Origin of the sequence: Paenibacillus sp. MZ04-78.2 (genome assembly GCF_024213375.1) — a bacterium.
Taxonomy (GTDB): Bacteria; Bacillota; Bacilli; order Paenibacillales; family NBRC-103111; genus Paenibacillus_G.
The window spans coordinates 22,772-35,758 of sequence record NZ_JANAVJ010000014.1; the positions used below are offsets into that span (position 1 = coordinate 22,772).

At 54.1% G+C, this 12,987-nt stretch carries 7 protein-coding genes and 1 riboswitch; of the genes, 1 reads left to right on the plus strand and 6 read right to left on the minus strand.

Features of this window, described 5'->3' with window-relative positions; genetic code table 11:
* Positions 1–2: 2 nt before the first annotated feature.
* The 6 genes from NLX71_RS12640 to NLX71_RS12665 form a co-directional block, all read right to left on the minus strand.
* On the minus strand, positions 3–767 hold the full coding sequence (locus NLX71_RS12640; protein WP_254364003.1) for a creatininase family protein: 765 nt from the start codon (positions 765–767) through the stop codon (positions 3–5).
* A gap of 89 nt (positions 768–856) precedes the next feature.
* Positions 857–3,406 carry an NEW3 domain-containing protein gene (locus tag NLX71_RS12645; RefSeq protein ID WP_254364004.1) on the minus strand — a complete coding sequence of 850 codons (2,550 nt, stop codon included), beginning with the start codon at positions 3,404–3,406 and terminating at the stop codon, positions 857–859.
* Between the two features lie 346 nt (positions 3,407–3,752).
* Positions 3,753–5,468 carry an ABC transporter permease gene (locus tag NLX71_RS12650; RefSeq protein ID WP_254364005.1) on the minus strand — a complete coding sequence of 572 codons (1,716 nt, stop codon included), beginning with the start codon at positions 5,466–5,468 and terminating at the stop codon, positions 3,753–3,755.
* 18 nt (positions 5,469–5,486) lie between these two features.
* On the minus strand, positions 5,487–6,566 hold the full coding sequence (locus NLX71_RS12655; RefSeq protein WP_254364006.1) for an ABC transporter ATP-binding protein: 1,080 nt from the start codon (positions 6,564–6,566) through the stop codon (positions 5,487–5,489).
* Between the two features lie 57 nt (positions 6,567–6,623).
* The gene (locus NLX71_RS12660; RefSeq protein WP_254364007.1) at positions 6,624–7,721 is read right to left on the minus strand and encodes an extracellular solute-binding protein; all 1,098 of its coding nucleotides are present in this window, start codon (positions 7,719–7,721) and stop codon (positions 6,624–6,626) included.
* A gap of 76 nt (positions 7,722–7,797) precedes the next feature.
* The gene (locus tag NLX71_RS12665) at positions 7,798–8,976 is read right to left on the minus strand and encodes an ROK family transcriptional regulator (RefSeq protein WP_254364008.1); all 1,179 of its coding nucleotides are present in this window, start codon (positions 8,974–8,976) and stop codon (positions 7,798–7,800) included.
* Positions 8,977–9,228: 252 nt separating this feature from the next.
* Positions 9,229–9,312, plus strand: a riboswitch (cyclic di-GMP riboswitch).
* Positions 9,313–9,372: 60 nt separating this feature from the next.
* Here NLX71_RS12665 and NLX71_RS12670 point away from each other — a divergent pair.
* Positions 9,373–12,987: collagen binding domain-containing protein (locus NLX71_RS12670; protein WP_254364009.1), on the plus strand; the 3,615-nt coding region annotated here is incomplete at its 3' end.

Sequence of the window (12,987 nt, forward strand, 5' to 3'; positions counted from 1 at the left end):
CGTTATTTGGCCTCCCTATTGTTTCCTGTTCTCATATCCAGCCATTCTTTCATGAGCAAGTTCATATTGCGGCTTGCTTCTTCGACGATACGCTCTCCCGCCTCCAAGGAGCACTGCCGGATGCGGCCCGTATAGCCGTCCCAGCCTTGGGGGGTTCCTTCCACCAAGACGTAAGGCAAGGGAGATAAAGGAGGACATGAATCTAATTCCAAGTCCGATTCCTGCACGATCACCATGTCCGGGCGAAACGCCTTCACAGCCGACATCTCGTACGGACCGCCGTGCCCTCTTCCCGCCATCCCTTGGAACAGCCCTAACCGCTGCGTAAAATCGACGGTCGCCATCTGCCACCAGTTGATCAGAAGAAAGCTGGCGTCGGGGTAGGTGCCGGTCACCGCTTCGGCGACGGTCCGGGACGGGCCCATATTGGCGTCGTGGGCGTTCAGCAGCACGATATTGCAGATGCCGAGCCGGCAGATGCCTTCGACCACATCGGTTAGATAGTCGATAAAAATCGAGGGCCGGACCGATATCGTTCCGGGATAATGCTGCGTTTTGCCCGGGCAGGCCGAGTACGGTACCGTCGGATAGATCAAAGGATGCAGCGAGGCATCGATCCGTTCGGCGAAGCCGTCCGCCAAGATCGTATCGGTCCCGAGTGGGGAATGCGGACCATGGTATTCCACCGAACCCAGAGGGACGACGGCGAATTGCGCGCGCTCCGTCACTTGACCGATCTCCCGCCCGTGAACTCCGATCACATTCATATGCTCCTTAAACCTCGCTTCTTCATCGTATGGGGGAGGCCCCCGAAGGGTCCCCGCCCCATGCTGTAATGTTTGCTTTCGCGATGCAATTACTGCTTTTGACTAATCATATTCACAAACATGCGGATTGAGCCCGGAACCAAAGCCGGAATCTCGCGGTACCACACTAACGAGCTGTAAGTATATACCCCTTTGCCATACTGCGCGGTGAGGAATGTGCCGGTAAACTCCTTCTCGCCCGGGTCCCCGTTCGAGATAAGCGCCGTATACTCCTTGCCCCATTCCGATGGATTGTAAGCGGAGCGGTCTTGAATCCAGTTGCTCCAATCCTGCTCCGTAATCTTGTTCGGCGAATTGAACATCGGATGATCCGGAGTCAGCATCGTCACTTTGGAATTCTCGTCCGTTACGCGCCACTGGATGAGCGGAGAGCCGATTTTGATCGGGTACGGAGCAAGCTCCGGCGACCATTTGTCTTCCGGCTTATGATATTGGACGACGAGATTGCCGCCATTTTGAACGTAGCTCAGCAAGCGCTGGTTGCTCGGAATCAATTCCGGACGGAACGCGTAAGCGCGAATGCCCAGCACGATTGTGTCATATTGGGAAAGATCCCCGTATTGGATATCCTTCGCTTCCAGCTTTACGACATCGACGCCCACTTGACGCAAGTATTGATCAATGTTGTCGAAGCCGCTGGAGACGTAGCCTACCTTCAATTTGTCCGGAACCTTCAGGTCGAAGGCCTGGATTTTCAGCTCGGCCGGCTGCACCATGTACGTCTTGCCGATATGCGGATATTCGATGACCTGCGCGCCCTGCGTATTCCGCACATCGCCGTTCTTCGCGACGGCCGTCACGGTGAATTTACCCGGCGCGACGTTCGAAGCGGCCTTGACCGTGAACGCGACGGACTTCGTTTCGCCTTTGGCCGCAAAGCTCAGCTCTTCGGCCGCCGGCTCCGCCGTCCAGCCTTCCGGCACGTTCAGCGACACCGTCGCTTTGGAAGCGCCCGGCGTATAGTTGCGCACGGTGACTTTCACCGGAATCGGCTCTTGCGATTTGAGCGTATTCAGAATCGTTGCGCTCGGGCTGAGCGACATCGAATACGGAGGCAGCACGGCTACGGCGTTCTGCGGCGTGACCTTCAGCGTCGTTGCCGTATCGTACGCCTGGTATTCCACCTTCGCGTTGAACACCGAAGGATCGTAAGGCTTGAACAGCGGTGCGTTCGCCGGAATCGTCACCTCGAAGGTAGCCGATGCCGTCTCGTTGTAGCCTAATTGCTCGAAGCTCGTCGCTCCGGCCGGCTTCGCCGTCCAGCCTGCGGGCACGTTCAGGCTCAGGTTGATTTTGTTCAATTTCACGTAACCGCCGTTGAAGGCCGACACGGTGACCTTCGTCGTCTGACCGGCAACCAGCTCGCTTGTAGCCGGCTTGACCTTCGCCACGACGGACGCCGATTCCATGCTCGCTTTATTCAACTGCTCTTCTTTGACATGAAGACGGTGGAGCAGATCCTCCTTGGTCGCCGCCTCCAAGCCGGATGCTTTGACGTCGGCCAGCGCCGTCTGGACGTCCGCTTTCATGTCATGGACTTCCTTCAGCACCTTGGCAAAGCTCGGGTAAGCGGCAACGACTTCGTCCGCATCCTTTTGCAGCTCGCGCAGATGCTTGACGATCTTGTTGTCTTTGCCCTTCGCATCGATTTCTTTCGCCAAGTCCTCGAAGGTGAAGGCGATGCCGTCGAAGAAGTCTTTTTCCTTGTCCGCCGATTTCACCGCACTCAGATCCAGCTTGTAGTAATTGCTGAACAGATCGCCTTGTACGGGGCCTTCGTCATACACCTTCCCCATGCCCTGACTCTTGTGCATGAAGCGGGATTCTTCCCCAAGCTGGAGATAAGACGCCCCATAAATTTCGTTGTAATCCCCGATCGGCGCGTTCACGGTGTAATCCTTGGCATTGGCAGGCAAATACAGCTTCTTGATCTGCCAAGGCTGAAGCCCTTGTTTCAGATGTTCAGGGAAAATATCCGGGTTCGCGGCATCTTTGAACGCCCGAACGGTAAGGACGTTGATCGTTCGGTGATGCCCGTGCGTGGAAGCTTCATTCAAAAATGAAGGAATGATCACATCCGGACGCAGCTCGCGAATTTTGCGAATCAATCGTTCGTAAGCGACCGAGTCGCCCCATTTCTCCAGCGTTTCCTCTACGCTCTTGGAAAAGCCAAAATCGTAGATCGGATCGTCCAACTGCTCGCCCAGCATGCCCAACGTTACATTGGTGATTTTGGACGCTTCTTGCAGCTCGCGGGTCCGAATGATGCCGAGGGCTTGCCCCAGCTCGCTCCCGATTTCGTTCTGTCCCCCTTCTCCCCGGACAGCGATGACGCTGGAGGTGTTTACCCCTCTCCCCAAGGAAAGATACGCCAAGGTCGCGCTGTGTTCATCGTCCGGGTGCGCCCCTGTGTTCATCGCCCTGGCAATCGTGGTCAGCGGTTTAATCGACTTCCACAGATCGACGACGCCCCGGTCCGCATACGCGGGCTGAGCTTGCGCGGGCAGCAGCATGCCGCCCGCCAGTACAGCGCTCATGACAATAGAACAAAACTTTGAGGTCGACTTACCCTTGATCATCTAACTCCTCCTCTGATGGTGGAATGTTCCTCAGCCGGAAATGGCCATTTTCCCGCTGTATATCATAACGTGGATGATGAACCTTCAAGTCCGGTGAATCTTAGACGCTGCGTGAGCGGATCATTCTTCCGATTGCTGCTCCGCCCCACAAAGTGATGTTCGTTCGAAGAAGCGAAAACAGACACTTTGCGGGGACCCCAGCCTTCCCGGATTCTTTCATTATATAACCCCATTAGTGGTTAGAATCCGGGACAAAGGCGACCGCTTGCGCTTCTCCAGAACGATTCCGCTCCCTCCGCTTCATAATTCGCCGGACTTTCAGGTGTTCCCACGAGATGAGCGTCATTTACACGGCCGTGCTGTCGCCCGTCATTTTGCGCGAAACGAACAGCACGATGATGATCAACGTAATTTGCAGCACGCCATATGCGCACGCCGTACCGAATTCGAACGAGTACATCCGTTGGAAAATCTCGACGGAAAGCGGCGTGCTTCTCGCGGTGAAGAGCAGAATAGAGGACACGAATTCCCCGATGCCCTGCACGAACGCGAGCAGCGTGCCCGCAAGTATTCCGCTCAGCGCCATCGGAAAGACGACCTGCCGGAAGCTATACCACCACGAGGCGCCCAAGTTTCGCGCCGCTTCCTCGACCGAAGCGTCCATCTGGACCAGCGTCGCCGACGTAGAGCGGAACACAAGCGGCAAATGGCGGACGAAATATGCCAAAGGCAATATCCAGAAGCTGCCGATCAGCACTTGGTTGAAGCTGAATACGGTCGGCTCGCTGAAGGCGGCGATCAGGTTGACCGCAACGACCGTTCCCGGCAGCGCCCACGGAAGCATGATCAGCACGTCCAGCAGCGTTTTGCCTTTGAATTTCAAGCGGACCATCGCATAAGCGGCCGCCACGCCGAATATAATGTTGCCGATCGTCGCCACGAAGCTCATCTGGAAGCTGTTCGCAATCGGCCGCCACGTTTTGCTGTCCGTAAACAGCTTCACATAGTGCTTCGCCGTATATTCCGGAGGAAGAATCTGCGTCGTCCACGTGCCGTCCGTCGAGAACGAGATCAAGACCAGCACGAGAATCGGAAGCAGCAGGATGATGACGCCGATAATCGACAGGATCATCGCGATATACTTGCCTACGGCGCTCTTCATTTCCGTGCGGTGCACGCTGATGCCTTTGCTCATGTTCTGGTAATTGCGCAGCCCTTGATACCAGCGCATCACGAGCAGGAACAGGATGGACACGACGGACAGGATCGTGGACTGCGCCGCAGCCATATCCAGATTGCCGTTCGTCCGGGACAAATAAATCTGCATCGTCATCGTCCGCTCGATCCCGAAAATAAGCGGGGCTGTATAGGACGCCATCGCGATCATGAAGACAAGCAGCGAAGAAGCGACCAGCGCCGGCGTCAGCATCGGCAGAATGACGCGCCGCCATATATAGAGCCGTCCTGCGCCGAGACTCGCCGCCGCCTCTTCCAGAGACGGATCGAGACCGCGGATCGCCGAGGAAGCCGTCATGTAAAAGTAAGTGTACATCGTAAACGTATGCACCACGAGCACGCCCCAGATCCCTTTCAAGGAAAACGGCACCTGATCGAGATGAAGCAACGCTTTGAGCGCCCTTGGGATAATGCCGCTTTCGCCGTACAAGAACGTAAACGACAGCACGCCGACAAGAGGCGGCAAAGCCATCGGCACGAGGACGAGGACGGCCAAAATTTTCCGGCCGGGGAACTCGTAGCGCTCGAGCAGGAACGCCATGGCGACGCCGACGATCGCGCAGGTGATGACGCTTAAGACGGAAATATAAATGCTGGTCCAGAGCGCCTCCAGGTTGGACGTATGCTCCAGGCTAAAAAACTTGGTATAGTTTTTCAGCGACAACTGATCCTCTACCTGGATACTTTGCACGAACGTCTGAAACAACGGATACACGACATAAGCCAAGAGCACCAAAAATAGAGGCGCGACCAAAACATAGACGAAATAAGGCGAGTGCGTGATGGAGCCCAGCTTGGATGAACTTGTTCCCGGTTTAGATCTCATCGATTCATCCTCCCCTCGCTATCCCAAGAAATAGATGCTTTCTTTTGGAATGAACAGGGCGATCTCTTCCCCGCGTCCGCGCACCCGGTGCCCTTGATTGACGAACATCGCTTTCAATTGCTGGCCCGCCACCTGCGATACGTAATTCACGCTGACTCCCGTAAATTCGGAGATGACCACGTTCCCTTTGACCACATTGTCCTGCTGCTCCTCTTGCAGCGCTTCCCGGACCGCTTCCGGACGGATGGACATCGTCACGCTCTTGCCTGCTTCCAGCTTGCAGTCCGGCGAAGCGTTGGTGGTCAAGCCTCTTAGGCTGAGGCCCGGAGCGAAACGTACAACCGCTTCGTCGCCCTCGACCCGTTCCACGGTTCCTTCCCACAGATTGGACTCTCCGATAAAGGAAGCGACAAACCGGTTGACCGGGCGGTTATATATTTCTTCTGGACTTCCTATCTGCTGAACGACCCCGCCCTGCATGACCATGATCCGGTCGGACATCGCCATCGCCTCGGCCTGATCGTGGGTGACGTAGATCGTCGTAATTCCCAGCTCCAGCTGAAGTCTCTTGATTTCGATTCTCGTTTCTTCTCTGAGCTTCGCATCAAGGTTCGATAACGGCTCATCTAAGAGCAAAATTTGCGGCTCGATAACCAGCGCGCGAGCCAAGGCAACCCGCTGCTGCTGGCCGCCGGACAATTGATCGATACGGCGGTTGCCGTAGCCTTCCAAGTGAACCTGCTTCTGTGCGCGTTCGACGCGCTGAACGATTTCGGATTTCGAGATTTTCCTTACTTGCAAGCCGAATGCGATATTCTCAAACACCGTCATGTGCGGAAACAAAGCATAGTTTTGGAACACCATTCCCGTGTTTCTTTTGTTTGGGGGAAGGTTCGTGACATCTTGATCGCCGAATACGATACGGCCCTCGCTCGGATAATAAAACCCCGCGATCATCCGCAGCGTCGTTGTTTTGCCGCAGCCGCTCGGCCCGAGAAAGGTGAAGAACTCCCCCGGTTGAATCCGAATGTTGACATCCGTAACTCCCTTGATATTTCCAAATTGTTTGCTGACGTGATCCAATATGACCTCTATCAAGCAGGCTTCCTCCTTTGGTAAAATGATCAGGCGGAGGAGCTCCTCCGCCCGAGTGCATTATTTGGAACCTTTCCCTTTGATGTTCTCATCCCAATGCTGCATCCATTCTTTCTCTTTTTGCGCCATGACGGCCCAATCGATATTCAGCGGTTTCAGCTCCAGCCCTTTCAGCCATGACGGAAGCGTGTCTTTGTTGATGTCCGTACGCGTCGGAATCTGATACAGCTTCTCCGCCAGCTCGACGCGCAGCTTCGAATCGAAGAGGAACTCGTAAAATTTCTTCGCTGCTTCCATGTTTTTCGCGCCTTTGACCACTCCGACGCCGTCGACCAGAATCGGCGCTCCGCTCGCAGGGTAGATGAAGTCGAACGGCTGCTTTTGCAGCTCCTTCTGGATCATAATATCTTGCAGGTTCCACAGCGACAGCGTGCCTTCCTCGCGCGCCAGCTTCAGGTACAGGTTGGTCGGATCTTGGGCGTATTCCTTCGTATTGGCGTCAAGCTTTTTCAGCCAATCGTATCCTTTCTTCGGATCGTTCGCGTCTTGACGGTAAATCAGGGAAGAATAAATCGTTCTCATCGTTCCGGAAGCAAGCACGCCGCGAATGATGATTTTGCCCTTGTACTTGGCGTCCAGCAGATCGTCCCAATCTTTGGGGGCGTCTTCTTTTTTCAGCGCCTTGGAGTTGTACATAATGACTTCCGGCAGCAGCATTTCGCCGTACCAGCGGTCTTGGCTGTCCTTGTACATCGCCGGGATTTTGTCGGCGAAGCTCGGTTTGACGCTCTCAAGCAGCCCTTCGTTCGCCGCCGTCATCAGCGCCGATTGCGTGCCGCCCCACCAGAAATCCGCTTGCGGGTTTGCCTTCTCCCCGCGCACGCGCTCCAGTACCTGCTGCGCCCCCATGGTAAGAACCTCGACTTCCATGCCCGGGTTTTGCTCTTCGAATTTCGGGATAATTTCTTCGACGACGTTCTTATCCCTGGCCGTATAAATGACCAGCTTCTGTTTCTCGCCAGGCTTCGATCCCTCGGATGATTTGTCTCCCAGCTTCTGAGCGCCGTCGGAAGCCCCTCCTCCACAGGCCGTCACCGTCAGCATCGCCATGCTGAGCATGGCCCCCGTTAACCAAGTCGTTGCTTTTTTCTTTGTCATGGTTTGACCTCCTGCGCTTTATGTAAAATGTAAGCGTCTTCAATTGAGCCAAAACGCATCGGCAGCATGCAGCTGCTTACCGATGCAGTTTGGAAGTGGACGGAAAAGCCTCCAGCGCGCAATGAATCGCCCCGATAAGTCCCGCCTGATCGCCGAGCGAGGCCATCTCAATCCGGGGAACGGAAGGAACCCAGTCGGTTAGCCATTGCTTTATTTTATGAACCCCTTCGTCCCCGATATGCAGCATTTCTCCGCTGAGGATCAGAAGCGCCGGGTCCATCACGCTCGTTACATTGGCGATGCCGTAGGTCCAGTTCCGGCAGATGTCGTCGAGAAGCGTCTGCGCCGCTTCGACCCCGCTGTTTGCTTGATCAACGATTTGCTTGACGATGCTCGCGCCCTCGTTCATCGAAGGGAGGACGGCTTTGGCCTTCTCGCGAATGGCCCGTACGGAATAGTTGCGCTCGAATACGCCGTATTCTCCCTTGGTCTGGTTTCCGACCGGACCGATCACCATATAGCCGATTTCCCCGCTCGCCTCTTTGGCACCGCGGTATAATTGCCCGTCGATCATAATGCCGGCGCCGATCCCTGTTCCCGTATACATATACACGAGATTGGAATGCCCGACGCCGATGCCCTTGTGAAATTCGCCGAGCGTCATCAAGTTAACGTCATTCTCGATGACCACAGGCAGCCCCAAGGCCGCTTCGATCTCCTTCCGCACGGGCAGCCCCATCCACCCCGTACTGGGGGCGTAGCTGACCGTACCTTCGCTTCGCTGGGTAATCCCCGGCAAGCCGAGCCCCATGCCAAGCAGCCTTGCTTTATCGAATCCGCTTTCAACCAGCAGCGCCGCAAGCCCTTGCTCGATGCTCTGAATGGCCGTCTCTCCGTTCATCGGATGCGGCAGGCACGTCGTGCGCTGAACCAGCAGCTCCCCCTTCAGGTTGGCGATGGCCAGTTGCAGGGTACTGCCTTCGAATACCGCACCGATGACGCCGTAAGCTTGAAAATTATATTCCAGAAGGATGGGCTTCCTGCCGCCCTTCGATTCTCCGAATCCGACTTCGCTGATCAAGCCTTCCACGATCATCTCGTCCACCAAGGCCGATACGCATGGACGGCTGAGCTCCGTTAATTTCGCCAAATCGGCTCTCGATACCCGGGGGTTTTCTCTCAACTGATGAAGAATGCCTTCCCGGTTAATGTGCTTCACCAGCTTGGCGTTTCCCGTTTGGCCTCTGCCAATCAATACGCTGTCCCCCCTTTCCGATTAAGTTAGTTAAAATGACTAACAAAGTTTTCTTGTCATCATTTTATTGTATCCGCTTACATATTGTCAACAGCATTTTTCTATAGCTGCCTACATCTTTTCGCCGCCCCGAAAGCCGGCTTCTGTTCCGTGATACTAAAGCGCTGAAACCTATGCATTCTAAGATGTTGAAAAAAATTTGAAATTTGGTGTAAAACAACACAGAAATCCCAGATATTATCCGTTATGATTAGATACATGGTAAGCAATGATGTCGGATCTGTATCTGGGCACTTGGATTCGATGGAGCTAGTAGTGCAACCGGACCACCCTTTCATGCGAAGGGTGTTTTTTGTTGTTTTCGGGAAGTAATTATTTGGAGGTGGTAACGAGGTAATGGTAAAGAAGAAAATCAGTACGCTGCTCGTTGCTCTGTTGATCATGATGCAGGCGCTGTATGCATTCGGCTTTTCGCCTCAGGTTCATGCAGCCGCGATTTCCAGCAACATTATCGATAGCGTAACGATGGCGGTGTACGACAAGTCCGGCAACGTGGTAACGGAGGACGTATACGAACCGGGCTCGAAGGTGCAATTGGACTATACCTGGTCCCTGCCTAACGGCCACGGTTACAAGAACGGAGATATGTACACGTTCAAGCTGCCGGAGCAGTTCAAGCTTTACAACGATATCCCTGAGCAGCCGCTTATGTCAGGCAGCGATGCGATTGGGAAATTCAAGGTCATCAAGGATAGCCATGAGGTTATTATGACCTTGGACATGATCGAGAACTTGTCGGATATCAGAGGCACTCTGACTTTCCAGACGGTATTCGATACGCAAGTGATTAAAGGCAGCACGACACAGATTATTAAAATTCCGGTGAAAGGCGGAGAGCAGGTTTTTACGCTCCACTTTAAGCCGAGCGTTGCTTCAACCATCGGAAAAAGCGGCGTAGCGAAAGGCTACAATACGAAAAGCATCGATTGGACGGTAGATGTAAACAAAGAACTGGCCGCTGTCCAGAACGCGGTCGTGACCGATCCGATCCCAGCCGGGCTGGGCGTTCCAGTCACCGTCGCCGTGTATGAGCTTAACGTAAACTTGAACGGCACCGTCGTTCAGGGAGCGCCGGTGGACGGCAGCCAATACAGTATGAGCACCGCAGGTAATGTCCTGACGCTCAGCTTTAACGAAAGTCCGATTCGAACGGCCTACCGTATTCAGTACACGACGCCGGTTACCGGCGAGGACAAAACTTCATTTGTGAACAAGGCGACATTTGAAGGCAGCAACATACAGCCGACAAGCGCCGCAGCTACCGTTACGGTACAGCGCGGCACGGCTCTGGACAAATCGTCGCCGGATTATGTTCCCTACACGCAAACGATCGACTGGGAAATCAAGTACAATTACAACGAGAAGACAATCACCCAGGCCAACGCTTTCTTGACGGATTTGTTCAACGATACGCAAGAGCTGGTAGCGGATTCGCTCCAAGTCCACCAGGTGACGATCGACGCGAATGGCGGCGACACTCTCGGAGCCGAATTGCCTGCAGCGAGCTATAAGGTGACCCCGGAGGCCGCAGCGGGACGCAATGGCTTTAAACTGCAATTCCTGCAGGACATCTCGTCCGCTTACAAAATCAAGTACCAAACCAAAGCCAAGCAGCGCGTGATCGACTGGGCTAAGATAACGAACAAGGTGACTTCCGGGAGCGGAGACAGCGCTACGGCTGCGCGCAACCTCAGCCAGTTGATTATTACCAAGGCCGTCTGGGCGGTGGACTACCAAGCCAAAAAGGTTGTCTGGGGCATTACACTAAACCGGGACAACGAGCCGATGACCAACGTGGTCGTGACGGACAGCTTCCCTAACAAGGGCATGCGTCTCCTTCCGGGATCGCTGGCCGTTAAGGAAGGGAACAAACCGATGAACGCGGCGGATTACACCGTGGACGCCTCCGTACCGTCGGATCAAGGCTTTAAGATTACATTTAACAGAGCGTTGAACGGACCGGTGTCGATTGCTTATACCACCGAGTTCAACATGGATTGGCTCACCAACAATGCGACGAATTTTCTGAATGAAGCTACGGTCGCGTGGGTCAACAGCAAATCCTTGAGTCAAACGAAGACGGTAACCCAAAAGTTCGATCCAAGGAACGAAGTGAAGAACAACGGGTTTAAAAACGGTGTCTATGACGCCTCCCTGAAACAAATTACGTGGACGGTCGGCGCGAACTATAACGGCAAGACGCTTGCCGGGGCGGTCGTTCAAGATACGCTCGAGTCCGGTCAGAAGCTGCTGGACAATTCGCTTGCCGTATACAACATGAACATTGCAGCTGACGGCACTCCGTCGCAGGGCACGATTGTCGACAGCACGCATTACAACTATACGGTCGATAAGGACAATAAGCTGACCGTGACTTTCCTGAAGCCTGTTTCGGCTCCATACTATATTGTCTTTAAGACGAGTCTTGAAGGAAAGCTTATTGACAATAAAGTGAACAACACGGCAAACGTATTCGATGGAAAAACGCAAGTATCGAAAAATTTGACGGCTTCCGTCAACATTCCTTACGGCGGCGAATACGTGAACAAGAGCGCTGCGCAAAACGGCGATAAAATCAATTGGACGGTGCTCATTAACCGCGGACAATCTACGGTAACGAATGCCAAAATCGTCGATACGCCATCCGAGAATCAGCTTCTGCTGCCCGATACGTTCAAGTTGTTTACGGCCAAAGTAGACGCTAACGGTAAGGTTTCCAAGGGAACCGCACTGGTCAAAGAAGTGGATTATTCGCTGGAAATCAAGACGGACGATAGCGGAAAGCAGTCTCTCGAATTGAACTTCCTGAAAAAACTGTCCACCTCGGCTATTTTGGAATATCAATCTTTGATCGTTGCCAAGGATCAGGATAAAGTCTCCAACAAAATCGCATTTACAGGCAATAACGAAACGACGGTGACCAAGGATACATCCACCAGCATCGTCGTTGGAGTCAGTAGCGGGTCCGGTACGGTCGGCGGGGTCAGAGGCTCGCTTACCGTCGTGAAAGTGGACGCAGCGGACGATAAAACCCGGCTGAGCGGGGCAACCTTCGAGCTTTACCGGAAAACCGGCTCGGATAAACTTCTTGTCGGCACGCTGACAACCGATGCGAGCGGAACGGTCATCTTCAAGAAATTGCTCGCTGGAGATTATGTCGTGAAGGAAACGGCGGCTCCAGACGGCTATGTACTCGATTCCAAAGAGTATCCGGTTTCGATTAAAAGCGTAGACGGCTTTCAATTAACCGTCGCCAACACCAAATCGGCTACACCGAAGCCGCCGGTAATCAAAGGCTCGTTGACGGTGAAAAAGGTGGATTCGGCGCAATCCGATCTGCTGCTCAGCGGCGCGACCTTCGAACTGCATGAGAAAAAAGGCGCCAGCTTGACGCTCATCAGCACAAAAACGACGAATGCGGGCGGTACGGTCTTGTTCGATAAGCTGCCCGTAGGAGATTATGTTGTAAAGGAAACGGCAGCTCCAGACGGCTATGTGCTTAATTCCAAGGAGCATCCGGTTTCGATCCAAAACACGGACAACGTTAAGCTCACAGTCACAAACGATAAGGCAGGCTCACCGAAGCCGCCGACACCAACGACGCCAACGACGCCAACACCAACGACGCCGTCGGCAGTTAAAGGCATGTTGACGGTGAAAAAGGTAGATTCGGCGCAAAACGATCTGCTGCTCAGCGGAGCAACCTTCGAGCTTTACGAGAAGAAAGAGGCAGGCTTGACACGGATTGGCACGAAAACGACGGATGCACGCGGAACGGTCGTTTTCGATAAGCTGCCCGCAGGGGAATACGTCGTGAAGGAAACGGTGGCTCCAACCGGCTATGTGCTCGATTCCAAAGAGTATCGGGTTTCGATTAAAACCGCAGACGGCTATTCGTTAACGATAACTAACGCGAAATCATCGTCGTCTTCATCGGATTCGTCAGGTTCT

Bases quoted from the DNA above. Each gene is read 5' to 3' on its own strand.
- NLX71_RS12645 (WP_254364004.1), bottom strand. From the start codon at position 3,406: ATGATCAAGGGTAAGTCGACCTCAAAGTTTTGTTCTATTGTCATGAGC.
- NLX71_RS12650 (WP_254364005.1), bottom strand. From the start codon at position 5,468: ATGAGATCTAAACCGGGAACAAGTTCATCCAAGCTGGGCTCCATCACG.
- NLX71_RS12640 (WP_254364003.1), bottom strand. From the start codon at position 767: ATGAATGTGATCGGAGTTCACGGGCGGGAGATCGGTCAAGTGACGGAG.
- NLX71_RS12660 (WP_254364007.1), bottom strand. From the start codon at position 7,721: ATGACAAAGAAAAAAGCAACGACTTGGTTAACGGGGGCCATGCTCAGC.